Below are 22,513 nucleotides of genomic sequence, written 5' to 3'. Positions count from 1 at the left end.
AGGTGACCCCAGGATGGCCCGGTGCGCACGACCACGATCGACGGGGACCGGTCGGCGAGCCGGGGGCTGGCCCGCCTGCTCACCGAGGTGCTCGCGCCGGGCGTCCTGGTGACCGCCCTGCCGCTGATGGCCGCCGCCCGGGTCAGTGACACAGCGCGCGACCTCCTGCTCTGGGGCGGCACGGCGCTGCTCTTCTGCGCGGTCATCCCGGTCGGCGTGATCATCCACGGGGTGCGCCGGGGCCGGCTCACCGACCGGCACATCGGCGACCGCACCCAGCGGGCCCGTCCGCTGCTCACCGGCCTGGTCTCCGTGGCGGTCGGGATGGCCCTGCTGGCCGCGCTGCACGCCCCGGCGGAGCTGTTCGCCGTCATCGTCGTGATCTTCGTGGTGGGCGCGGCGGTCACCGCGGTGAACCACTGGTGGAAGCTCAGCGTGCACGCCGCGGTGATCGCCGCGTCCACCACCGTGCTGGTGCTGCTCTTCGGTCCGGCCCTGCACGCCGCCTGGCTGCTGGTGGCCGCGGTCGCCTGGTCCCGGGTGCGGCTGCGCGACCACACCTGGCCGCAGGTCGTCGCGGGCGCCATGGCGGGGGTCCCACTCGCCGCCGGCACGTTCCTCGCGCTGACCTGATCCCCACGCCGGACGGCCACCGCGCATCGTGCCTGGTTCGCGCAGGACGGCGGCCGGCCACCCCATCCGGCTCCCGGCGAGGAAGATCCGGTTACGGTGGCCCCATGAGCAAGCCGACCCGTTGGGTGACCGACACGAAGCCCGGGCACTCGCAGTGGTACATCGACCGGTTCCGCCGCCTCGCCGCCGAGGGAGCGGACCTGGCCGGTGAGGCGCGGCTGCTGGACGCCATGGTTCCGCCGGGCTCCCGCATCCTGGACGCCGGCAGCGGCACCGGACGGGTGGGCGCGGCGCTGGCCGTCCGGGGACACTCCGTGGTCGGGGTGGACGCCGACCCGGCCCTGGTGGAGGCCGCCCGCGCCGACCACCCCGGGCCGCGCTGGCTGGTCGGCGACCTGGCCGAGCTCGACCTCGCCGCGCAGGGCGAGGCGGAGCCCTTCGACGCGGCGGTGATCGCCGGCAACGTGCTGGCGTTCGTCGCGCCCGGCACCGAACCGGCGGTGCTGACCCGGGTCGCCGCCCACGTGCGCCCGGACGGCATCGTGGTGGTCGGCTTCGGCACCGACCGGGGCTACCCGCTGACCGACTTCGACGCCGACGCGGTCGCCGCCGGCCTGCGGCTGGAGCATCGCTTCGCCACCTGGGACCTGCGCCCGTGGCGGGAGGACGCCGACTTCGCGGTCACCGTCCTACGCCGCCCGCCCGCCTGAGCCGCCCGGCCGGCACCCCGGGGCCGGCCGCCCGCGGAAAGGTGGGCCGGGTGCCCGACGTCCGGCGGCCCGGCCCGCCGTCAGGCCGGGGCGGCGACCGCGCGGGCGGCGGCCGGGTCGAGTGGGCTGCCCGCCGGGACCAGACTGACCAGGCTCGCCGGCAGCCGCACCGGGCGGACGCCGGAGTAGCCGAGCATGCCGAGCACCGCGCCGTCGGCGAGCACGTACCGCCGGCCCAGGTCGGTGACCACGGAGACCGCGCCACCGGACGCGCCGGGCGCCGCCGCCGACTCGACCACCGCGCCGCGGCCGGGCTCGACCACCACCTGGTCGGCGCGGACCCCCCTCCGGCCCGTCGGCGTCCGCGTGGCGGCGAGGTCCGGCGGGGTGGCGCCCACCCGCACGTCGCGTACGCCGGTGTCGTCGCCGACCCGGGCGCAGACCGCGCCGCCGTCGACGGTCGCCAGCCGGGGCGGGGCGGGGGGCGGCGCGGCCGGCCCGGTGGGGACCCGGTCGGGCAGCTTGGGCAGGGCGGCGAACCGGCCCAGCGTGATCGGCTCCGGCTCGCCCTGTCCGGTGCGGGCGAGCAGCAGGCCGGCCTGGAGTTCGGTGATGCCGGCCAGACCGTCCCGCTCGGCCACCGCGTACTGCCGGCCGCCGCCCGAGTTGCGCACCAGGTAGACGTCGCCGACGGTGGCGCCGGTGACCCGGGCGGAGCGTTCGCCGAGGCCGCGCACCGTGGGCGGGGCCAGGTCGGCGCCGGCCGGCACGATGTTGAGCAGCGCCGGCGCCACCGGCACCGCCCGGTCCCGGGTCGCGGCCAGCGCCGCCAGCACCCGGTCGGTGTCGCGGAGCAGGTGGCGCCGGTGATGCCAGAGCAGGTGCAGGCTCCCGTCCGGGTGCCGCAGCAGCACCCCCTGCTCGCCGAGGGGCCGGCCGCCGGTGGCGTCCCGGCCGATCAGCAGCGCCGAGCCCGGCTCGGTCCGCCCGGCCTCGGTCGAGATGACCGAGCAGACCGTCCAGGGCGCGGTGGAGAGCCTGCCCGGCGCGGGCAGCGAGTCCGGCGCGTCGGCGATGCCCAGTGGCAGCCCGCGCGGCACGCCCTCGATCGAGCGCCGGGAGACCAGCACGGTCTTCGGCCGGTCGGCGCCGATGATGAGCAGGGCCGAGGCGTAGTTGAGCACCGGGTGCAGCCGGTGCTCGCGGTAGACGAACCGGGCGCCGGACTCCTTCTCCACGATCACCGCGCCGGCGTCCCGCCAGGAGCTGCCACCACCGGCGAACAGGCCGTAGAGAGCGAACCCGCCCAGGCCGATCACCGCGACCAGGACGCTGGCCAGTCCCGCGCCGGCCAGCCGCCGGAACGGCGACTGGGCGGGGTCGGTCTCCCGCATCACCAGCGCGGCCACCGCCCGCTGCACGGTGAACTGGTACGAGTGGAGCTGGTCCTGCCGCGACGGCATGAGGTCCCTTCCGGTGAAACGGTCGGCGCACAGGATAAGCGTTCCGTCGATGCGTCGAGGACCCTGCGCGCCATCGGGCGGTGACCGGGTCTCGAGCGGTCCCGGCGGCGATGGGGCGGCCGTGGTGGCGGCGTTCACGTCGACCGGTACGGTCGCCGTAGCGGTGTGCCGCCGCCGGAGGGAGAATCACAGTGGACAGCAGCGCCTGGGACACCCGGTACGCCAACACGCCGGGTCTGGTGTGGAGCGCTGAGCCCAACCGTTTCGTCGTCGAGTCGGTCGCCGGGCTGGACCCCGGCAGCGCGCTCGACCTGGCGGCCGGGGAGGGACGCAACGCGGTCTGGCTGGCCGGCCAGGGCTGGCGGGTCACGGCCGTGGACTTCTCCCCGGTGGCCGTCGAGCGGGGCCGCGAGCTGGCCAACCGGCAGGGCGTACCGGTCGAGTGGCGGGTCGCGGACGTGACCATGTATCGGCCGGTGCCGGGCAGCTACGACCTGGTCCTGATCAGCTACCTGCACCTGCCCGCCGCGGAACTGGCCGGAGTGCTCGCCGCCGCCCGGAGTGCGCTGCGCCCCGGTGGCACGATCGTCGTCGTCGGCCACGACCGGGCGAACCTCGACGGCGGGACGGGCGGACCGCAGGACCCGGCGATCCTGCTCACCCCCGAGGCGGTCGTCGACGGGCTCGCCGGCATGCGAATCCAGCGGGCCGAGACCGCCCGCCGGCCGGTGCCCACCGAGGGCGGCGACAGCGTGGACGCCCTCGACACGGTGGTCGTCGCGGCCCGCCCCAGCGGCTGATCCCGCACCGCCGCGCGCGGCGCGCCGGCCGACCGGTCAGGGGCGCAGGATGAGCCGGATCGGGTTGCCCTCCTTGTCGTGGACCCGCCGCACGGCCTCGGCCGCGTCGGCCAGCGGCAGCACATCGCTGACCGAGGCGGTCAGGTCGAGCCGGCCCTGAGCGGCGAGCGACACGAGTTGCTCGACGTGTTGCGCCTCCGAGCCGTAGTGGCCGAGCACGGCCTGCCGGCTGTAGTTGAACCGGCTGTCGGAGGAGATGGTGAGCGGCTGGTTGGCGATGCCGGTGAGCACCAGCCGGCCCTGCCGGCCGAGCACGGTCATGGCCTGCTCGCGTGCCTGGGTGACGCCGGCGAAGTCGAACGCGACGTCCAGACCGCGGGCGTTGGTCACGTCCAGCACGGCGTCCCGGAAGGCGGCGTCCTTCGGGTCCAGGGCAATGTCGGCGCCGAGGGTCAGCGCCCGGTCCCGGGCCGCCGGCAGCGGATCCACGGCGATGACCGGCGCCGCGCCGACCAGCAAGAGCAGTTGCACCGCGTGCGCGCCGAGGCCGCCGACCCCCCACACCGCGACCGCTTCCCCCGGCCGGGTGCGGGCGGTGTCGGTCACCGCCGCCCACGGGGTGGAGACCGCGTCGGGGATGATGCAGGCCTGCTCGAACGGGAGGGCGTCGGGGATCGGCATGACGGTGTCCTCGCGGGCCAGCGCGTACTCGGCCCAGCCGCCGTCGTAGTCCACGCCCCGGGTGAGCACGGTGCCACTCCGGTCTCGCTCCCCCGCCTGGAGCAGCACCCGCTGGCCCGGCTGCCAGCCCTCGACCTCCTCCCCCAGCGCGTCGACCGTCCCGGCCACCTCGTGACCGAGGGTCACCACGTCGCCGGACAGGTACAGCGGGGTGAGCGTGCCGTCGATCAGGTGCACGTCCGACAGGCACACCCCGGCGGCGGCGACCCTGATCCGGACCTGCCCGCGGCCCGGCTCGGGCACCGGCACCGACTCCATCCGCAACGCCCGCCCGGTCACGTGCAACCGTCCGGCCAGCATCTCCGCCACCGCGCTCCCCTTCCGCTCCGACGTCCTCGACCGGGTGGCTTACCCGGGCCGGGGCGTGGGATGCCGCCGGCGGCGGGAAAAGCCCGGGCGGCCGGGATCGTCCGGCGGGCGGCCGGCGGGCCGGTAACATCCGGTGACGGAACCGGCGGAGAGGACCACCCGTGGGCGCGCGATTCGAAGAACTGGCCTGGCGGGAGACCCCGATCGGCGAGATCAGCCTGCGTCGGCGGCGCGACCCGGCGCTCGACGTCGACGTGTACGAGGTGAAGCTCGACGACGAGTTCCTGATGTCCAGCCTGTTCCCGGTCGCGGAGATCGAACTCGCCCGGCTCGGGCTGGCCACGCTGAACGGCGACGCCCTGGACGTGGTGGTCGGCGGGCTCGGCCTCGGCTACACGGCCCGGACCGCGTTGGAGGACCCGCGGGTCCGCTCGTTGGTGGTGGTGGAGGCCATCGAGGACGTGATCGACTGGCATCGCCGGGACCTGCTCCCGTTCACCGCCGGGCTGGCCACCGATCCGCGTACCCGGTTCGTCCGGGCCGACTTCTTCGCCGCCGTCGCCGGCGGGAGCGGGTGGGACCCGGACGCGCCGGGACGTCGGTTCCACGGGGTGCTGCTCGACGTCGACCACTCGCCGCGCCAGGTGCTGCACCCCAGCCACGCCGACTTCTACACGGTCGCCGGACTACGCCGGCTCGCCGACCTCCTGCACCCCGACGGGGTCTTCGCGCTCTGGTCGAACGACCCGCCCGACCCGGCGTTCCAGCGGGTGCTGACCGAGGTGTTCCCGACCTCGGTGGCGCACGTCGTCCGGTTCCCCAACCCGTTGCAGGGCCGGGAGTCCGCGAACACGGTCTACGTGGCCCGGCACTGACCTCGCCCCGGCCCCGGCGACCGGCCAGCTACGCGACCGTAGGTTACCGGGAGGTAGGTTAGGCTGACGGCGGCGCCACAGCGAGGAGAGACGGCGATGGACGCGACCGTGGACCGACCCTGGACGCGCAGCTACGCCGAGGGCGTACCGGCCACCATCGCCGTCCCGGCGGAATCGCTGGTGGACCTGCTCACCGACGCCGCCCGGCGCTTCGGCTCCCGGGTGGCGCTGGACTTCTTCGGCGCCACCACCACGTACGCCCAGCTCGCCGGCCAGGTCGACCGGGCCGCCGACGCGCTGCGCGCGCTGGGCGTCGGGCGCGGCGACCGGGTGGCGCTGATCCTGCCGAACTGCCCCCAGCACGTGGTCGCCTTCTACGCGGTGCTGCGCCTCGGCGCGGTGGTGGTCGAGCACAACCCGCTCTACACCGCGCAGGAACTGGAACACCAGCTCACCGACCACGGCGCCCGGGTCGCCGTGGTCTGGGACAAGGTCGCCCCGCTGATCGCCGGCCGCGGTGCGGTGCGGACGGTCGTCGCGGTCGACCTGACCGGCGCGCTGCCGCCGCTCAAGCGGTGGGCCCTACGGCTGCCGCTGCGCAAGACCCGCGCCGCCCGGGCCGCGATGACGGCGCCGGCCCCCGGCTCGCTCTCCTGGGCGGAACTGGTCGCCACCGCCGGCCCCCTCCCGGCCGACCACCCGGCGCCCGGCCCGGACGACACCGCGCTGCTCCAGTACACCGGCGGCACCACCGGCACCCCGAAGGGCGCCATCCTCACCCACCGCAACCTGCGGGCCAACGCCACGCAGGGCCGCGCCTGGGTGCCGGGCCTGCGCGACGGCGAGGAGACGGTGTACGCCGTCCTGCCCCTCTTCCCCGCGTACGGGCTGACGCTGTGCCTGACCTTCTCGGTGGGCATCGGCGCCACCCTGGTGCTCTTCCCCCGGTTCGACCTCGACCAGGTCCTCGACGCGGTACGCCGCCGGCCGCCGACCTTCCTGCCCGCCGTGCCGCCGATCTACGAGCGGCTCGCCACCGCCGCTCGCAAGCGCGACATCGACCTCAGCTCGGTCCGGTACGCCATCTCGGGGGCGATGGCGCTGCCGCCCGCCACCGTGGAGCTGTGGGAGTCGGTCACCCGCGGCCTGCTGGTCGAGGGGTACGGCATGACCGAGACCTCCCCGATCACCCTGGGCAACCCGGTCTCCCCGGCCCGCCGGCGCGGCACCGTCGGCGTGCCCTTCCCGTCCACCGAGATCCGGATCGTCGACCCGGAGGACCCGAGCCGGCACCGGCCCCCGGGCGAGGCCGGTGAGCTGCTGGTCCGCGGCCCGCAGGTGTTCGCCGGCTACTGGGGACGCCCCGAGGACACGGCCGCGGTGCTGCTGCCGGACGGCTGGCTGCGTACCGGCGACGTGGTGACGATGGACCCGGACGGCTTCGTCACCGTGGTGGACCGGATCAAGGAGCTGATCATCACCGGGGGCTTCAACGTCTACCCGTCGGAGGTGGAGGAGGCGCTGCGCCGGGTGCCCGGCGTGCGCGAGGCGGCGGCGGTCGGCCTGCCCGGCGAGCACGGCGGCGAGGAGGTGGTGGCGGCGGTCGTGCTGGACCCGGCGAGCCCCACCGCCGCCGAGGACGTCCGTTCCGGCTGCCGGCAGCACCTCGCCGGCTACAAGGTGCCCCGCCGCATCGTCGTGGTGGAGGACCTGCCCCGGTCGCAGATCGGCAAGGTCCTCCGCCGCGAGGTCCGCGACCGGCTCCTCGCCGGGGACTGACCCGGCCGGGCCGCGGCCCGACGCACGGGGCCGGCGCGCGCCCCGGCCCGCCGGGGCGGTCAGAACCAGCTCTCCCGGGTGTCCAGGGTGGTCCGGTCGAGGCTCTCCAGCAGGTCGAACTGGGGTCCGGTGCGGGGCAGCTCGTGCCGGAAGAAGTACCGGGCGGCCTGCCGCTTGCCGGCGAGGAAGTCGGCGTCCGGCCCGTCCGGGGCGCCCGCCGCCTCGACGACGAGCAGCTGCTCCAGCCACATCCAGGCGATCACCACATGCCCGACGGCCTCCAGGTAGACGCTGGCGTTCGCCAGCGCCGGCTCCGGGTCGCCGGTGGCCCAGAGCCGGCGGGTCACCACGCCGATCCGGTCCACCGCCGCGCCGAGCTGGGCGGCCAGCTCGGCCGCCTCCCCCTCGGCCTTCCAGGCCCGGGTGACCGTCGCGCCGATCGTCTCCAACAGCAGCGCGAGCCCGGCGCCACCCTGCATGGTCGCCTTCCGGCCCAGCAGGTCCAGCGCCTGGATGCCGTGGGTGCCCTCGTGGATCGGGTTCAGCCGGTTGTCCCGCCAGTGCTGCTCGACGTCGTAGTCACGGGTGTAGCCGTACCCGCCGTGCACCTGGATGGCCAGGTCGTTGGCGGCCAGGCACCACTGCGACGGCCAACTCTTGGCGATCGGGGTGAGCATGTCCAGCAGGAGGTGGGCCCGGCCGCGGTCGGCCTCGACCGGGGCGGTCTTCTCCTCGTCGAGCAGCCGGCCACAGTAGAGGACGAGGGCGAGCGCGCCCTCCACGTAGCTCTTCTGGGCCAGCAGCATCCGGCGGACGTCGGGGTGGGCGACGATCGGCACCTGCGGCGTGGTGGGGTCCTTGTCGGCGAGCGGGCGGCCCTGCGGGCGCTGACGGGCGTACGCGACGGACTTGAGGTACCCGGTGTAGCCGAGCGCGGTCGCGCCGGCGCCGACGCCGATCCGCGCCTCGTTCATCATGTGGAACATCTGCGCCAGCCCCTGGTGCGGCTCCCCGACCAGGTAGCCGACCGCACCCGCCCGCCCGTACGGCCGGTGCACCCCCTCCCCGAAGTTGAGCAGGGTGTTGGTGGTGCCCCGGTAGCCCATCTTGTGGTTGAGGCCGACCAGCACCACGTCGTTGCGCGGCCCGAGGGCGCCGTCGGCGTCGAGGAGCACCTTGGGCACGATGAACAGTGAGATGCCCTTGACCCCCGGCGGGCCGCCGGGGATCCGGGCCAGCACCAGGTGGACGATGTTCTCGGCCAGCTCGTGGTCGCCCCCGGAGATCCACATCTTGGTGCCGACCAGCCGGTACGTCCCGTCGGACTGCGGCTCGGCCCGGGTGGTGATGTCGGCGAGGGAGCTGCCGGCCTGCGGCTCGGACAGGCACATGGTGCCGAAGAAGCGACCCTCCACCATGGGGCGTACCCAGGTGTCGATCTGCTCGGCGCTGCCGTGGGTGAGCAGCAGGTTGGCGTTGCCCAGGGTGAGGAACGGGTACGCGGCGGTGCCGACGTTGGCCGCCTGGAACCAGGCGAAGCAGGCGGCGGAGACGGCGTGCGGCAGCTGCATCCCGCCGATCGACTCGTCCATGCTGGCGGCCAGCAGCCCGGTCTGGGCGAAGACGTCCAGGGCCGCCTTGACCTGCGGGATGGTGTGCACCCGGCGGCCGTCGAAGGTGGGCTCGGCGCTGTCGGCGGCCCGGTTGTGCGGGGCGAAGTGCTCGGCGGCCACCCGGGCGGCCAGGTCCAGCACGTCGTCGAACGTCTCCCGGGAGTGCTCGGCGTAGCGGGGCCGCTCGGTCAGCCGGGTCACGTCCAGCCAGTCGTGCAGCAGGAACACCAGGTCCCGACGGGACAGCAGGGTGGACGACAAGGGGTCTCCTTCCGTCGGGCCGGGCTCAGCCGCGGTGCAGCCCCGCGACGGCCTCTCGCAGGTCATCCTGGCTGATCGGGCCGGCCGGCGCACCCTCGGTCGCCTCCCGCATCGCCTTGGGCCAGCTGCACCCGGCGCAGCACCTCGCGGATGTCCGCGCCGGTCAGGCCGGGGGTGAGCGCCGCCAGCTCGGCCGGGTCGACGTCGGCGGCGAACATCCGGAAACCGGGCCCCTCGTGCAGCGCGATCAGCTCCCGGATCATCTTGGTGATGATCTCGGCGCGGCCGGACTCGTCCGGCGCGGGGATGGCGAGCTTGACGTCGAAGCGTCCGGAGCGGATGAGCGAGGCGTCCACCCGCTGCGGGAAGTTGGTGGTGGCCACCACGATCACGTCGGGGTTCTCCTCGAACAGGGTGTTCATCTCCTGCTTGAAGATGCCGGCGACCGCGTTGACCGCCTGGCTGGCGGCGTCCCCGCCCGCCCCGGCGTAGCTGATTATGCTGTCGAACTCGTCGAAGAGCAGCACGGTGGGCTGCCGGTAGCGGCGGGCCTCCCGGAAGATCTGCTTGATGTTGCGTTCGGAGCCGCCGAGGTACTTGTCGAGGATCTCCGGAGTGCGGATCTCGCGGAAGTCGGCGCCGATCTCGTTGGCCAGGGCCCGGGCCAGCATGGTCTTGCCGGTGCCGGGCGGGCCGTACATGAGGATGCCCTGCGGGCGGCGGGCGCCCCAGCGGGCCATCACCTGCGGGTGGCGGAACGACACCGCGATCTCCCGGAACCGGGCGACCACCTCGGCCAGGCCGCCGACCTGGTCCAGGGTGACCGCCTCGGTGCGCGGCACGGCCGGGACCGCCGCCGGCGCGGGTCGGCGGCCCACGCTGTAGGACCGGTCGCGCAGCGCCCCCTCGCCGGCCAGCTCGCGCACCACGTGCAGCACCAGGCCGACCATCGCCCGCAGGTGCGTCGGGCCGGCCTCGCCGCCGGGCACGGCCGCGCGCAGGGTCACTGTCCGCCCGCCGTCGGGACTCTCGTCGTACGTGACCTCGGGGTGCAGGCCGTGCGCGGCGGCCTCGCGCAGTGCCGCAGCCCCGGCCAGGTCGTCCCCGACGCCGGTGCCGTTGGGCCGGAGCCCGAGCCGGCGCGACGCCTCGGCGAGCAGCCCACCGGCGGTCGGATCGGTGCCGGCCAGCCGGCGGGCGAGCAGCACCCCGGCCGGGCCGGCGACGCCCAGAGCCAGCAGCCCGACCGCGCGGCCGGCGGAGGTGCGGACCTCCGCGTCGAAGCGCTGCGTGCCGTCGGCGGCCCGGACGGTGAGTCGCACGGCGCGCACCGGGGCGGGGAAGGTGGCGTCGGCGAGCAGCTCGACCGGGCCGGCGCCGGCCGCGGCGAGCAGCCCGGCGGCGTCGACGATGGTCACCCGGGCGCCGAACAGGGTGAAGGTCTCGGCGTCCGGCCGGAGGTCGTGCCCGTTTCCCGTCATGGACCCACGTCCCTCCGCCGGCGGTGACCTCCGGAAAGTCTGCCAGGCACCCCCGAGACCCGCCACCGCCCGCTGGCGTCGCCGGTCGACCGACAGTCACCTCGCATCGATGTATTGACATCTGACGGCAACCCGTCGGTAACATTCCCGCACCTCGGACGACGTGGGTCCCCCCGAGCCCGTGTCGCACCCCCTCCGAGGTGCCGAACAGGCACGTGGACGGCTCGTGGGCGGCCCGCCGACCGGCGGCGCCGCCGGTCTCCCCCGGAAGGACCCACCCCCGTGACATCGATCCTGGCGAGATGGCTGCTCGCCCTCACAGTCGCCACCGCGACCCTGATCGGCCTCCCCTCCCCCGCGCAGGCCGCCTCGTACACGCCGTCGAGCAACCCGATCCTGTTCGTGCACGGCTGGAACAGCAGCGCCTCGACCTGGAACACGATGATCAGCCGATTCCAGGCCGACGGGTGGCCGTCGAGCCACCTGCGGGCGTTCTCCTACAACACCAGCCAGTCCAACGCGACCACCGCGCAGACGGTCAGCCAGGAGGTCGACAAGCTGCTGGCCGGCACCGGCGCGACCAAGGTGGACATCATCACCCACTCGATGGGCGGGCTGTCCTCCCGTTACTACCTGAAGAACCTCGCCGGCAGCGGCAAGGTCGACCGATGGGTCTCCCTCGGCGGCCCCAACCACGGCACCAGTTCGGCGAACACCTGCGTCAGCACCGCCTGCGTGGAGATGCGGGTCGGCTCGGCCTTCCTCGCCACCCTCAACTCCGGCGACGAGACGCCCGGCGCCTTCGGCTACGGCACCTGGCGCTCCCCCTGTGACGGGGTCATCAACCCGGTGGACAGCACGATCCTCTCCGGCGCGACCAACACCCAGACGGCCTGTGTCTTCCACACCAGCCTGCAGAACGACGCCACCATCTACGGCCAGGTGCGAGACTTCGTCAACCAGTGACGCCCACCGCCCGGCGGTAGTCCACGCACACCGGCAGGAACGACAGCGGCCCGGCCGGCCCGGACACCGAGAGATGGGTGTCCGGGTCGGCCGGGCCGGCGTGCGAGGCCGGGTCGGGCGACGGGTCAGGCCGCCCCGGAGGAGGCCAGCGCCGGGGCGACCGGCTGCCTCCGGTCGCGGCGCCGGTTCGGCAGGGAGAGCCGGATGACCTTCCACCACGCGGAGGCGACCTGCTTGGGCAGCGGGCCGGTGGTGTACTTCAGCCCGTACCGGTCGAAGAGCGCCCGGACCTGCGGGGCGATCTCCTGGTAGCGGTTGCTCGGCAGGTCGGGGAAGAGGTGGTGCTCGATCTGGAACGACAGGTTGCCGGTCATGATGTGCATCAGCTCGCTGCCGCTGATGTTGGCCGAGCCGAGCATCTGCCGCAGGTACCACTCGCCCCGGGTCTCGCCCTCGATCGAGGTCTTCTCGAAGGTCTCCACCCCGTTCGGGAAGTGCCCGCACATGATCACCGAGTGGCTCCACACGTTGCGGATCAGGTTCGCGGTGAAGGTCGCGGCCAGCGTGCTCAGGAAGGACGGGCCGGACAGCAGCGGGTGCACGATGTAATCCTTGAGCACCTGGCGACGGATCTTGCGACCGACCGCGCGGGCCCGGGCCCGGAACTCCGGGGCCTTGTGCCGGCCCTCGCGCAGGTTGTGGCCCAGCTCCAGGTCGTACGCGGCGATGCCGTACTGGAAGAAACAGGCGTTGATCAGGTTCCACAGCGGCTGGCCGAGGTGGACCGGGTGCCAGGGCTGATCCTCGTCGACGCGCATGATGCCGTACCCGAGGTCGTTGTCCTTACCGACCACGTTGGTGTACCGGTGATGCAGCTGGTTGTGCGAGTGCTGCCACTGGTCGGGCGGGGAGACGTGGTCCCAGTCCCAGGTAGTGGAGTGGATCTTCGGGTCGCGCATCCAGTCCCACTGCCCGTGCAGGACGTTGTGACCGATCTCCATGTTGTCCAGGATCTTCGCCACCGCGAGGCCGGCGGTGCCCACGATCCAGGCCGGCGGGAAGAAGGAGAAGAGCAGCACCGCGCGGCTGCTCAGCTCCAGCGTCCGATGGGTCTTGATCACCTTGCGGATGTAGCGGGCGTCCCGCTCCCCCCGGTCGGCGATCACCCGGTCCCGGATCGCGTCCAGCTCCTTGCCGATGATCTCGATGTCCTCGGCGCTCAGGTGGGCGATCGGGTTGACGGCCTTCTTCTGGATCACGGTCACGTGCAGGCCTCCTCTCAGAGTTCGATGTCGCAGGTACCGGCCGCCGCCGACACGCAGGTCTGGATGAGCACGCCGTCGCCGGGGACGGCGGTGGTGAGGTCGCCGTTGCGCAGGTCGCGTACGGCGCCCTGGCGCAGCGGGAGCACGCAGCCGAAGCAGATCCCCATCCGGCACCCGGAGGGCATCAGCACGCCGGCGTTCTCGCCGGCGTCGAGGATCGGGGTGGCGCCGTCGGCCTCGACGGTCGTCCCGGAGCCGGTGAAGGTGACCGTGCCGCCCTCCCCGGGGGAGATCACGGTGGGGCGGAACCGCTCGGTGTGCAGCCGCTCGGAGACGCCTCGGGAGGTCCAGTACCCCTCGACCGCGTCGAGCATGCCGACCGGGCCGCAGGCCCAGGTCTCCCGCTCGACGTGGTCGGGGACCAGGTCGTCGAGTTCGTGCACGCCGAGCAGCCCGTCGGTGTCGGTGTGCCGCTCGACCAGCCGCAGCGCGCCCCGCTCGGCGAGCGCCCGCAGTTCCGCACCGAAGATCACGTCGTCCGGGGTGGGCGCGGAGTGCACCAGCACCACGTCGGCCCGGGTGTGCAGGCCGGCGCGGAGCATCGCCATGACCGGGGTGATGCCGCTGCCCGCGGTGAGCAGGAGGACCCGCTCCGGAGCCGACTCGGGCAGCACGAAGTCGCCCTGCGCCTGGTCGAGCTGGACGATCGTCCCGGGCCGCGTGCGGCGGACCAGGTGGTTGCTGACCTTGCCGTCCGGGATCGCCTTGACGGTGATCGCGAGGCGGCCGTCCCGGCTGCCAGGCACCGAGGTGACCGAGTAGGCGCGCCACTGGCGGACCCCGTCGACGTCCACGCCGAGACGCACGTACTGTCCGGGGACGTGGCCGCGCCAGCCCCGGCCGGGCTGGATGACCACGGTCGCCGCGTCCCGGGTCTCCGGTCGCACGGCGACGATCCGGCCGCGCAGGGCGGCGCCGGCGCGCAGCGGCGCGACCAGGTCGAGGTAGTCCTCCGGCAGCAGCGGGGTGGTGACCGTCTCGGCCAGCCGCAGCAGCCTGGCGCGGAAGGAGACCTTCCCGGGGGGCCGCGGGACAGTTGTGGTCATATGACCAGGGTGGCCGCGCAATCGCATAACATCTTGACCGGCAAAGGTGAATCAGCCGCAGGTTTTTGTTCGGGGAGAACAACATGTCCGACCAGTCCGGGACGACCCGGCGGGCTGCCCGCCTCGAACTGGACGAGCGGGTGGCCGCCCGGCTCCGCGGCCGCCTCCCCGTGGTGGCCGAGCGGACCGTCAGCGCGATCACCGGCGAGGTGCCGGGCTACTCCGGCGCCCTCACCGGCACCATGCGGGAGAAGATCGAGAACGCGGTACGCATCGCGCTCGGCACGTTCCTTCAGCTCCTCGAGAAGGCCCAGTCCTCCGACCCGAGCACCCCGCTGACCCCCGCCCTGGAGGCCGCGTACGCGCTCGGCAGCGGGGAGGCGCGCTCCGGCCGGAGCATGGACGCGCTGCTGGCCGCGTACCGGATCGGGGCCCGGGTGGCCTGGCGGGAGGTCTCCACCACCACGGTGCAGGCCGGGCTGGCGGCCGAGACCGTCGCCGAGTTCGCCGAGCTGATGTTCGCCTACATCGACGAGCTCTCCGCCGCCAGCGTCGCCGGGCACGCCGACGAGCTGGCCAGCGCCGGCCGGGTCCAGCGCCGCTACCTGGAGCGGCTGACCCAGCAGCTGCTGGCCGGCGAGCCGGAGGAGACCCTGCGCCGCAGCGCCGAGCGAGCGGAGTGGCCGCCGCCGCAGACGCTCACCGTCGTGCTGCTGCCGCGCCGCAACCTGCGCCCGGTGCTCGCGCTGCTCAGCCCGCACACCCTGGAGAGCGGGGAGGACCTGCCCGGGGTCGACCTCGCCGAGGAGCTGGCCGTACTGCTGGTGCCGGACGCGCACGGCGCCGGCCGCCGGCAGCTCGCCCGGGTGCTGCGGGGGCATCGGGCGGTGCTCGGGCCGGCACGCCCGTGGAGCCGGGTGGGCACCTCCTATGAGCGGGCCACGCGGGCGCTGGCGCTCGGCCTCGGCCGGCCCGACGCCGGGCCGCTGGACACCGAGGAGCACCTCGCCGAGCTGGTGCTCAGCATGGACCCGGAGGGGCTGGCCGACCTGCGGGCCCAGGCGCTGAAGCCGTTGGAGTCGCTGCCACCGGCCACCGCGCACCGGCTGGCCGAGACGCTGCGGTCGTGGCTGCTGCACCAGGGCCGGCGCGACGACGTGGCGGCCGACCTGTTCGTGCACCCGCAGACGGTGCGCTACCGGATGGGCCAGCTCCGCGAGCTGTACGGCGACCGCCTCCACGACCCGGCCACCGTCCTCGACCTCACCCTCGCGCTGGCGATGCCCCCGGCCGCCCCCGAGCCGGAGTGAGCCGGGGCGGCCGACGCCGAGCTCACCGTCACCGGGATGGGTGCGGAACCGGGTGAGGCTGGCGGAGAACCGGCACGGCTCCTCGCCGACCTCCGGCGGGCGTCAGCCGACGTCCTGGCGTTGCCCGGTCACCCGGGCCGACGCTCGTGAGCGGCACGGGCTCGTCGATGACGACCGTGGGAACCGGCACCCCGGCCGGGTTCCGGTCGTTGGCCTTGCCCAGGAACTGGGTGGCGAAGGCGAGCAGCGTCGCGGCGCCGAGGACGAGCGCGGCGGTCGCGAACACCAGCGCGTTGCCGTCGAGGACGATGCCCAGCGGGCTGCCCGGCATGACGAGGCCCCAGGCCGCCGCCGCGAGCGCCGCGGCGGCGCACTCCAGGACGGGGAACCGGCGGTGGTCGGCGTCGGGCCTGCTCTCCGGCGACGTCACCTTCCGGTAGTAGCCGGCGAACGGCGCGAGGAACGCGAACACCACGAAGATCACGTACGCCGACCACCGGAACGCGCCGTACCCGGCGCCCACGTCGGCGGCGAGGACGATGCCGACCAGCGCCGTGTACGCGGCCAGGGTCTCGGACGGGATGGCGGCCACCAGCACTTCGGTGGCCGATCCGGTCTGTTCGCCGACCGGACGCACGTCACGCTCGACGGCGAGTTCTGCCAGGCTGCGGGCACTCATCGCCCTCACCACGCCTCACATTCGCGACACTCACTCCATACCGGTCGGAGTGCCTCCCAAGTGGTCGGTGACGCCACGGGCGAACGGTCCGTCCCGGCCTCCTGTCGGACTAGTCGTCGGGTGCGTCCGTCTCACGCAGCCCGCCCTCGTCGAGCCGCAGCCAGCGCTCCACCTTGATCTCCGTCAGGAACCGCACGTCGTGGCTGACCACCACGAACGCGCCCTGGTACGCACCGAGCGCGCTCTCCAACTGCCCGACACTGACCAGGTCCAGGTTGTTGGTGGGCTCGTCGAGCAGCAGCAACTGCGGCGCCGGTTCGGCGCACAGCACGCAGGCCAGGGTGGCGCGCAGCCGCTCACCGCCGGACAGCGCCCCGACCGGCAGTTGGGCGCGGGAGCCCCGGAACAGGAACCGGGCGAGCAGGTTCATCCGCTGCGCGTCGGGCATCCCGGGGGCGAACGCGGCCAGGTTCTCCGCCACCGTGCGGTCGAGGTCCAGCAGGTCCAGCCGCTGGGACAGGTACGCGACCCGGCCGTCGGCCCGCCGGACCCGGCCACCCTCCGGCGTCAGGTCACCGTGGATCAGTCGCAGCAGGGTCGACTTGCCGACGCCGTTGGGCCCGGTCAGCGCGATCCGCTCCGGTCCCCGGATCACCAGGTCGACGCCGTCGCCGGCGAAGAGGGCCCGGTCGCCGTGACGCACCTGCATCCGTTCGCCGAGGAATACCGTCCGTCCCGCCGGGACGTTGGTGCCCGGCAGCTCCAGCGTGATCTTCTGCTCGTCGCGCAGGGCCCGGCCCGCCTCTTCGAGCCGGGCCCGCGCCTCGCCGACCCGCGCGGCGTGCGTCTCGTTCGACTTCCCCGCCGACTCCTGCGCGCCCCGCTTCATCGTCCCGGCGAAGATCTTCGGCAGCCCGGCGCTCTTCAGATTTCGCGCGGCGTTGCCGGCCCGGCGTTCGGCCCGCTCCCGCGCCTGCTGCATCTCCCGCTTCTCCCGCTTGACCTCCTGCGCGGCGTTGCGGACGTTGCGCTCCGCGACGTCCTGCGCGGCGCGGACGGCCTCCTCGTACGTGGTGAAGTTCCCGCCGTAGGAGCGGACCCCGCCCCGGTCGAGTTCGAGGATGCGGTCCATCCGGTCGAGCAGCGCCCGGTCGTGGCTGACCAGCAGCAGGCAGCCGGTCCACTCCTCGAGCACCGCGTACAGCTTGCGGCGGGCGTCGAGGTCGAGGTTGTTGGTCGGCTCGTCGAGCAGCAGGACGTCGGGCCGCTTCAGCAGCTGCGCGGCGAGCCCGAGGGAGACGACCTGGCCCCCGCTGAGGGTGTGCAGCCGGCGGTCGAGCGAAACGTCGCCGAGGCCGAGCCGGTCCAGTTCGGCGCGGCTGCGCTCCTCGACGTCCCAGTCGTCGCCGAGGGTGGCGAAGTGCTCCTCGCCGGCGTCTCCGGACTCGATGGCGTGCAGTGCCGCGAGCCGGTCGGCGACCCCCAGCACCTCGGCGACGGTCCGCGCACCGTCCAGCGGCAGGTCCTGCGGCAGGTGGCCGAGGACGCCCCGGACGGAGACGCCGCCGCCGGTGGGCCGGTACTCGCCCGCGATCAGCTTGAGCAGGGTGCTCTTGCCGGCGCCGTTGGGCCCGACGAGGCCGGTGCGTTCCGCGCCGACGGTGACGGAGAGGTCCGTGAAGACCGGGGTGCCGTCCGGCCAGGAGAAGGAGAGGTTCGAGCAGGTGATGAACGCGTCGGACATGTGGCGTCCTCGTGATGATGCGGGCGCGCGCGGCAGGGCGGCCCGGCGGGGAACAGGGCTCGTGGAACGACGGCACGGCGCCACGGCGGCTGCGCTGAGGCGCGCCTGCCGGGGCCGGGTCCGGTGTCACCCGGAGATGTCGTCGTCGCCCGCCATGTCTGGTCTCCCTGTTCCGATCACTCGGTGCCAACCCTAACAGCGTCCGGCCGCTGCCGACGGCCCGTGCCGCGGTCGTCCCGCCCGGGTGGCCGGACGGGACGACCGCGGTGGTCAGCATCACCGAGCCGGGACCCCTCGACGCGCTGGACCGGATCGCGGCCCTGGAGCCGGTCGGCCGGGCATCTGTCGGTCCCTACTCGAACCGGATGTCCTGCAGCACGCCCTCCTGTCCCTTGAGCGCCCACAGGCCACCGCCACCGAGCACCCGGGCGCTGACCGAGGTCGACTCGTTCCAGCGGTCCATGCCGCCGTTCACGGCGATGACCTTCGCCGACAGCTCGTTCATGACCTGTTCCTCGTGCCGAATGTCGGATTCAGGCGGCCACGTCGAGCACGACGCGGAACCGGGCCCGGCCGGTGAGCATGTGGGCGTACGCCTCGGGAGCCTCGGCGAACGGGCGGACCTCATTCCTCGACCGCACCCCCCGTCGCACGCTGAAGTGGAGGTTGTCCTCGTTCTCGATGGAGCTGCCGGTCAGGCTCCCGGCGATGGCCCGGGTGCCGAAGATCAGGTCGGCGGGCTGCACCGAGATCGGGTCGAAGCCGGCGCCGACCACGACCAGCCGGCCGCGCGGTGCCAGCCCGGGGACCAGCGCGGACATCGACGCGCCGCTCGCCGCGGTGGCGACGATCGCCGCCGCGCCGCCGAGTTTCTGCAGGGCGGCGCCGACGTCCTCGTTGGTGCTGTCGAGGTAGGTCTCGGCGCCCAGCTCCGTCGCGAGTCGCGCCTTCTCCGTGCCGCGCGCGATGGCGACGACGCGGTAGCCCAGCTCGCGGGCGTACTGCACGCCGAGGTGGCCGAGCCCGCCGATGCCCTGGACGGCCACCAGGGCGCCGGGACGGGCGTCGAGCCCCTGGAGCGCGTGGTACATGGTCAGTCCGGCGCAGAGCAGCGGAGCGGCGTCGATCGCGGCGAGGCGGTCCGGGATCCGCACGAGGCCGCTGGCTCGGGCGTACGCGACCTCGGCGTATCCACCGTCCACGGTAGTGCCGGTCAGGGGCTGGGCGGCGCAGTTCACGAAGTCGCCGCGGCGGCAGGAGTCGCAGTCGCCGCAGTGGCCGTTGAGGAAGCCGACGCCGACCCGGTCACCGGGGCGCCACGCGGTCACGCCGGCGCCGACCGCGTCGATGACGCCGACGATCTCGTGGCCGGGCACGATCGGCGTCGACGGGTCGCGGAGCAGTCCGTTGACGGCGAGGGTGTCGGTGTGACAGACCCCGCAGGCCTGTACCCGCAGCCGCACCTGGCCGGGCGTCGGGTCGGTCAACTCGCGCTCAACCAGGGCGAACTGCCCTGCAGCGGTCACCTCGAAGGCACGGTAGGTGGTCATCATGATCCTCACGTTCGATGGAAGGACGCCGGTCGTTGGCGTATGACCGGTCGTCTTGGAAGGGAGACAAAAGAGGGGGGCGCCGCCGCCGGGTCGACGCCCCCCGGGGCCCGGACGGCTCAGGTGAGGATCCGCGCCGTGGTGACGGCGAGGAACTCCTCGACGGGCTGGCGATTGCCGGCGGCCTTCGCCCGCGCGACCGCGCCCTCGTAGCTGTTGACGATGAACCCGGCGAGCACCCCCGCCGGCTCGTCTCCATGCAGCTCCCCCGCGTCCCGGGCCTGCTCGATGACGCCGGCCAGGGCGTCGACCCAGCGGGCGAACCCGGCGTCGACGGCGTCCCGGACGGCACCGCTGTGCGGGGGGATCTCGGTGGCGAAGTTGCCGAGCAGGCAGCCGCGGTCGCCCAGGGTGTCGGAGAGCGCGACGAGGCACCGGAGATGGGCGGTGATCCGTTCCAGCGGGCTGCCACCCTGCTTCTCGTCGAGCATCTCCAGCGGCACGGCGGACGCGTACCGGGTCACCGAGTCCAGGGCAAGCGCTTCCTTGCTGGCGAAGTGGTTGTAGAAGGTGCCCTTCGGGGCACCGGCCGCGGAGACGATGTCCTGGATGCTGGTGCCGTTGTAGCCCCGCGTGTGGAACAGCTCCAGCGCCGCCTCGGCGAGCCGCTGCCGGGTCCCGGCGGAAGCCGGCGACTTGGGTCGTCCCATCGGTGAACCACTCCTCCCGGCCGCTCGGAGGGCCGGCCGGCCCGCCGATTGACGGCGTAACACTATGACCGGTCGTCTCGAAATGCCAGGACCTGTGACCACGGCCGCACGACCCGGCGCGGCAACCGCCGGGGACGGCGCGGCCGGAGCGCGGTTGGCGGGCCGTCGGGCGGGTAGTCAGCCCGGCCAGCCGGGTGGCGGCAGAGCTCGTCGTCGGTCCGCGACCCGTCACGAGCTGCTGGCCGCGCGCAGCGGGGGTCGCGGGCCGATGTCGGAGGAGTCACCGCCGCCCGGACGCCAATACGTCCCGGGCGAGGTCGTGGAGCTGCGGGTGCACGGCGTCTCGGGCGCCGGAGCCGAGCAGGTGCTCGACCGGCCGCACGTCCACCAGGTGGCCGGGGACCGCAGCGGTGGCTTCTTCCGGCCCCGGCCGGACTACCCCGACTCCACCGGTCCGGGCGGGGTGGTGCTCGAGGCGTACCGGTGGAGCGACCTGCCGTCGGGCACGGCAGCTCGGACGCTGTCCCTGGTCTTCCTGCTGCCGTTCATGCTCAGCAACGTGGCGATCTGGATGCGCCCGGCGGACCGGGGCTCCGGCTCGGGCGTCAAGGTGCTCTGCCGGCTGATCGCGCTCAACCTCACCCTGGTGTACGTGCTCTCCGCGGTCGGCGTCGCCCTCGACCTCATCGCCTGGAAGTGCATGGGCTCGCCCCGCTGCCTGGAGGGGCGGGCCTGGCTGTCCTGGCTGGGCGGTCGCCCGGTCGGGCTCCGCCTGGTGGTGCTCGTCGTGCTGCCGGTCGCCGCCCTCGGGCTGCTGTGGATGCTCAGCGTCCGGCCGGGCCGCCCGTACGAAGCCTTCCGCACGCCGGGCGGTGACCCCGAGGGCGACCGGCTCAGCGCGGTCGGCCAGTGGGACGCCATGCCGATGGTGGGCCGGTTGCGGGCGATCCACGTCGCCGCGGCGTTCGCGGTGCTGAACCTCACCCTCCTCGCCGCGCGGGGGGCCGGCGGGCCGTCGCCCGTGGTGATCGTGCTGGCCGCGGTCGCCGGCGCGGTGCTCGCGGCGTGCCTGGCGCTGCTCTGCGCCGGCGCGTCGCTGGAACGGGCGTCGACCGGCCCGACGGATCGGCTGGCCGCCACCGCGCGCGTCGTCGCGTGCGCCCTGACCGTGCCGACCCTCGGGGTCGTCGCGCTGGACGGAGCCCCCTGGCCGCACTCCACCGGACTGCCCGGGTACAGCCAGATCGTCGCCTGGGCGTTCGTCGCGCAGATGACGTTGCTCTTCGCGCTGGCCGTGCTGACGCTGTGGCGACGTCGCGGCCGGGATCCCCGGCAGGCGCTGCTGCGCGGCCTCGGCGCGCCGGTCATCGCGACCGCCGCGGTGGGCCTGGCCAGTGCGCTCTCCGCCGAGCTGGTCTACCGGACGGCGTACTTTCTCAACCGCCGGGCGATCACGGGGAGCGCCGGCGACCTGGTGCCCCCGCCCCTGGCGTACAAGTGGGCGATCTTCACGTTCTTCCTGGCGTCGATCGCCGCGGTGGCGGCGGGCGGCGCGGTCACCCTGCTCACCCGGCCGGGCCGGCGACGGGCCGCCGCGGCGATCGTCGCCCGGGACTTCCCGGACGCTCCGCCGGAGGCGGCCGACCGCCTGGACCGAGTGGCGAGGACCATCGCCCGGGCCCGGTTCACCGAGTGGCTCGGGCCACTGGCCATGGTGTTCGCCGGCCTGGCCGCAGTCGGTCTGGCCGCGAGCGTGCTGGGCCTGTTCGAACACCAGCCCGGCCCGTTGGTGGAGCGGTTCCTCGGCGTGCCGGCGGAATTCGTGAACTTCGGGCTCACCTTCGGCAGCTACCTCATCGCCGGGATCATCGCCGGGCTGGTGGTCGGCGGCCTGTTCGCCTACCGGACGGCCGAGTTCCGCCGGTACGTGGGCGTGGTCTGGGACCTCGGCACCTTCTGGCCCCGGGCGGCCCACCCGTTCGCGCCGCCCTGCTACGCCGAGCGGGCCGTGCCCGAGCTGGCCAAGCGGATCTGCTACCTGGCCGGCCAGCACGAGGGCGTCCTGCTAACCGGCCACAGCCACGGCTCGGTCCTGCTCGCCGCGGCCGTACTGCAACTGCCGGCCCCGGTGCGCCGCCGGGTCGCACTGCTCACCTACGGGTCCCCGCTGGACCGCCTGTACACCCGGCTCTTCCCGGCGTACCTCGGCCGGGACGTGCTGCGCGAGATGGGCGCCCGGATCGACTGGCGATGGGTGAACCTGTGGCGGGACACCGACCAGATCGGCGGCTGGGTGTTCGCCGCCCACCGGCCCGGCGACCCGCCGCCGGGGGCCGACCCGAGCGAGCGGGTGGACCGCCGGCTCAGGGACCCGGAGGACGTGGTGGTGCCCCCGAGCGACAGCGTCCCGCCGCCCATCCGCGGCCACTGGCCGTGCGAATCCGACGAACGGTTCGCCGCGGCGGTCCGCGACCTCGTCGGCCGGCTCCGCGAGGCGGACCGGGGACGCTAACCGGCC

19 protein-coding genes are annotated in these 22,513 nt (G+C 74.1%); 8 read left to right on the top strand and 11 right to left on the bottom strand.

Features of this window, described 5'->3' with window-relative positions; translation table 11 throughout:
- Nucleotides 1–21 precede the first annotated feature (21 nt).
- Together ACFOYX_RS01590 and ACFOYX_RS01585 are read left to right on the top strand one after the other, a co-directional pair.
- A complete protein-coding gene (locus ACFOYX_RS01590) occupies nt 22–633 on the top strand; it encodes a phosphatase PAP2 family protein (protein ID WP_322442153.1) in 612 nt (203 codons plus the stop codon).
- Between the two features lie 104 nt (nt 634–737).
- Nucleotides 738–1,343, top strand: coding sequence for a bifunctional 2-polyprenyl-6-hydroxyphenol methylase/3-demethylubiquinol 3-O-methyltransferase UbiG (locus tag ACFOYX_RS01585; protein WP_238454236.1), 606 nt, complete (start codon nt 738–740; stop codon nt 1,341–1,343).
- A gap of 80 nt (nt 1,344–1,423) precedes the next feature.
- On the opposite strand, the gene eccB is transcribed toward ACFOYX_RS01585, so the two are convergent.
- On the bottom strand, nt 1,424–2,806 hold the full coding sequence (eccB, locus tag ACFOYX_RS01580) for a type VII secretion protein EccB (RefSeq protein WP_322442152.1): 1,383 nt from the start codon (nt 2,804–2,806) through the stop codon (nt 1,424–1,426).
- A 191-nt stretch (nt 2,807–2,997) separates the two neighbouring features.
- Here eccB and ACFOYX_RS01575 point away from each other — a divergent pair, with 191 nt between their 5' ends.
- Nucleotides 2,998–3,606: a class I SAM-dependent methyltransferase gene (locus ACFOYX_RS01575; protein ID WP_322442151.1), complete on the top strand. Its 609-nt coding sequence runs from the start codon at nt 2,998–3,000 to the stop codon at nt 3,604–3,606.
- A gap of 36 nt (nt 3,607–3,642) precedes the next feature.
- Here ACFOYX_RS01575 and ACFOYX_RS01570 read toward each other — a convergent pair whose 3' ends face one another.
- Nucleotides 3,643–4,647 carry a zinc-binding dehydrogenase gene (locus tag ACFOYX_RS01570; RefSeq protein WP_322442202.1) on the bottom strand — a complete coding sequence of 335 codons (1,005 nt, stop codon included), beginning with the start codon at nt 4,645–4,647 and terminating at the stop codon, nt 3,643–3,645.
- A gap of 170 nt (nt 4,648–4,817) precedes the next feature.
- Here ACFOYX_RS01570 and ACFOYX_RS01565 point away from each other — a divergent pair, with 170 nt between their 5' ends.
- A complete protein-coding gene (locus ACFOYX_RS01565) occupies nt 4,818–5,531 on the top strand; it encodes a spermidine synthase (protein ID WP_322442150.1) in 714 nt (237 codons plus the stop codon).
- Nucleotides 5,532–5,627: 96 nt separating this feature from the next.
- On the top strand, nt 5,628–7,310 hold the full coding sequence (locus ACFOYX_RS01560; protein ID WP_322442149.1) for a long-chain-fatty-acid--CoA ligase: 1,683 nt from the start codon (nt 5,628–5,630) through the stop codon (nt 7,308–7,310).
- Between the two features lie 59 nt (nt 7,311–7,369).
- Here ACFOYX_RS01560 and ACFOYX_RS01555 read toward each other — a convergent pair whose 3' ends face one another.
- Both ACFOYX_RS01555 and ACFOYX_RS01550 read right to left on the bottom strand, forming a co-directional pair.
- On the bottom strand, nt 7,370–9,184 hold the full coding sequence (locus tag ACFOYX_RS01555; RefSeq protein ID WP_322442148.1) for an acyl-CoA dehydrogenase: 1,815 nt from the start codon (nt 9,182–9,184) through the stop codon (nt 7,370–7,372).
- Between the two features lie 62 nt (nt 9,185–9,246).
- The gene (locus ACFOYX_RS01550) at nt 9,247–10,665 is read right to left on the bottom strand and encodes an ATP-binding protein (RefSeq protein ID WP_322442147.1); all 1,419 of its coding nucleotides are present in this window, start codon (nt 10,663–10,665) and stop codon (nt 9,247–9,249) included.
- A 282-nt stretch (nt 10,666–10,947) separates the two neighbouring features.
- Between ACFOYX_RS01550 and ACFOYX_RS01545 the strand changes: the two genes are divergently transcribed.
- Nucleotides 10,948–11,631 (top strand): triacylglycerol lipase, encoded by a 684-nt coding sequence (locus ACFOYX_RS01545; protein ID WP_322442146.1) that lies wholly within the window; start codon nt 10,948–10,950, stop codon nt 11,629–11,631.
- A 125-nt stretch (nt 11,632–11,756) separates the two neighbouring features.
- Here the strand turns inward: ACFOYX_RS01545 and ACFOYX_RS01540 are convergent, their stop codons facing one another.
- Nucleotides 11,757–12,896 (bottom strand): acyl-CoA desaturase, encoded by a 1,140-nt coding sequence (locus ACFOYX_RS01540; RefSeq protein ID WP_322442145.1) that lies wholly within the window; start codon nt 12,894–12,896, stop codon nt 11,757–11,759.
- A gap of 14 nt (nt 12,897–12,910) precedes the next feature.
- Nucleotides 12,911–14,002: a ferredoxin reductase gene (locus ACFOYX_RS01535; protein ID WP_322442144.1), complete on the bottom strand. Its 1,092-nt coding sequence runs from the start codon at nt 14,000–14,002 to the stop codon at nt 12,911–12,913.
- 83 nt (nt 14,003–14,085) lie between these two features.
- Here ACFOYX_RS01535 and ACFOYX_RS01530 point away from each other — a divergent pair, with 83 nt between their 5' ends.
- Nucleotides 14,086–15,312: a CdaR family transcriptional regulator gene (locus tag ACFOYX_RS01530; RefSeq protein ID WP_109801349.1), complete on the top strand. Its 1,227-nt coding sequence runs from the start codon at nt 14,086–14,088 to the stop codon at nt 15,310–15,312.
- A gap of 28 nt (nt 15,313–15,340) precedes the next feature.
- Here ACFOYX_RS01530 and ACFOYX_RS01525 read toward each other — a convergent pair whose 3' ends face one another.
- The 5 genes from ACFOYX_RS01525 to ACFOYX_RS01505 form a co-directional block, all read right to left on the bottom strand.
- A complete protein-coding gene (locus ACFOYX_RS01525) occupies nt 15,341–15,991 on the bottom strand; it encodes a hypothetical protein (protein ID WP_322442143.1) in 651 nt (216 codons plus the stop codon).
- A 109-nt stretch (nt 15,992–16,100) separates the two neighbouring features.
- Complete coding sequence (abc-f, locus tag ACFOYX_RS01520; protein WP_322442142.1) at nt 16,101–17,735, bottom strand: ribosomal protection-like ABC-F family protein; 1,635 nt, start codon at nt 17,733–17,735, stop codon at nt 16,101–16,103.
- Between the two features lie 352 nt (nt 17,736–18,087).
- Nucleotides 18,088–18,240, bottom strand: coding sequence for a hypothetical protein (locus ACFOYX_RS01515; protein ID WP_322442141.1), 153 nt, complete (start codon nt 18,238–18,240; stop codon nt 18,088–18,090).
- Between the two features lie 28 nt (nt 18,241–18,268).
- A complete protein-coding gene (locus tag ACFOYX_RS01510; protein ID WP_322442140.1) occupies nt 18,269–19,285 on the bottom strand; it encodes an alcohol dehydrogenase catalytic domain-containing protein in 1,017 nt (338 codons plus the stop codon).
- Nucleotides 19,286–19,404: 119 nt separating this feature from the next.
- Complete coding sequence (locus ACFOYX_RS01505) at nt 19,405–19,995, bottom strand: TetR/AcrR family transcriptional regulator (RefSeq protein WP_322442139.1); 591 nt, start codon at nt 19,993–19,995, stop codon at nt 19,405–19,407.
- A 268-nt stretch (nt 19,996–20,263) separates the two neighbouring features.
- On the opposite strand from ACFOYX_RS01505, the gene ACFOYX_RS01500 reads away from it, so the two are divergent.
- Entirely contained in the window at nt 20,264–22,507 is a 2,244-nt protein-coding gene (locus ACFOYX_RS01500; protein ID WP_322442138.1) for a hypothetical protein, read from the top strand.
- Nucleotides 22,508–22,513: the final 6 nt, after the last annotated feature.

The organism is Micromonospora sp. GCM10011541, from assembly GCF_042650725.1.
Lineage (GTDB): Bacteria > Actinomycetota > Actinomycetes > Mycobacteriales > Micromonosporaceae > Micromonospora > Micromonospora sicca.
This window is presented reverse-complemented; position numbering and strand designations above follow the sequence as displayed.

Bases quoted from the DNA above. Each gene is read 5' to 3' on its own strand.
- ACFOYX_RS01585 (WP_238454236.1), top strand. From the start codon at position 738: ATGAGCAAGCCGACCCGTTGGGTGACCGACACGAAGCCCGGGCACTCG.
- eccB (WP_322442152.1), bottom strand. From the start codon at position 2,806: ATGCCGTCGCGGCAGGACCAGCTCCACTCGTACCAGTTCACCGTGCAG.
- ACFOYX_RS01570 (WP_322442202.1), bottom strand. From the start codon at position 4,647: ATGCTGGCCGGACGGTTGCACGTGACCGGGCGGGCGTTGCGGATGGAG.
- ACFOYX_RS01560 (WP_322442149.1), top strand. From the start codon at position 5,628: ATGGACGCGACCGTGGACCGACCCTGGACGCGCAGCTACGCCGAGGGC.
- ACFOYX_RS01550 (WP_322442147.1), bottom strand. From the start codon at position 10,665: ATGACGGGAAACGGGCACGACCTCCGGCCGGACGCCGAGACCTTCACC.
- ACFOYX_RS01535 (WP_322442144.1), bottom strand. From the start codon at position 14,002: ATGACCACAACTGTCCCGCGGCCCCCCGGGAAGGTCTCCTTCCGCGCC.
- ACFOYX_RS01530 (WP_109801349.1), top strand. From the start codon at position 14,086: ATGTCCGACCAGTCCGGGACGACCCGGCGGGCTGCCCGCCTCGAACTG.
- ACFOYX_RS01525 (WP_322442143.1), bottom strand. From the start codon at position 15,991: ATGAGTGCCCGCAGCCTGGCAGAACTCGCCGTCGAGCGTGACGTGCGT.
- abc-f (WP_322442142.1), bottom strand. From the start codon at position 17,735: ATGTCCGACGCGTTCATCACCTGCTCGAACCTCTCCTTCTCCTGGCCG.
- ACFOYX_RS01515 (WP_322442141.1), bottom strand. From the start codon at position 18,240: ATGAACGAGCTGTCGGCGAAGGTCATCGCCGTGAACGGCGGCATGGAC.
- ACFOYX_RS01510 (WP_322442140.1), bottom strand. From the start codon at position 19,285: ATGACCACCTACCGTGCCTTCGAGGTGACCGCTGCAGGGCAGTTCGCC.
- ACFOYX_RS01505 (WP_322442139.1), bottom strand. From the start codon at position 19,995: ATGGGACGACCCAAGTCGCCGGCTTCCGCCGGGACCCGGCAGCGGCTC.
- ACFOYX_RS01500 (WP_322442138.1), top strand. From the start codon at position 20,264: ATGTCGGAGGAGTCACCGCCGCCCGGACGCCAATACGTCCCGGGCGAG.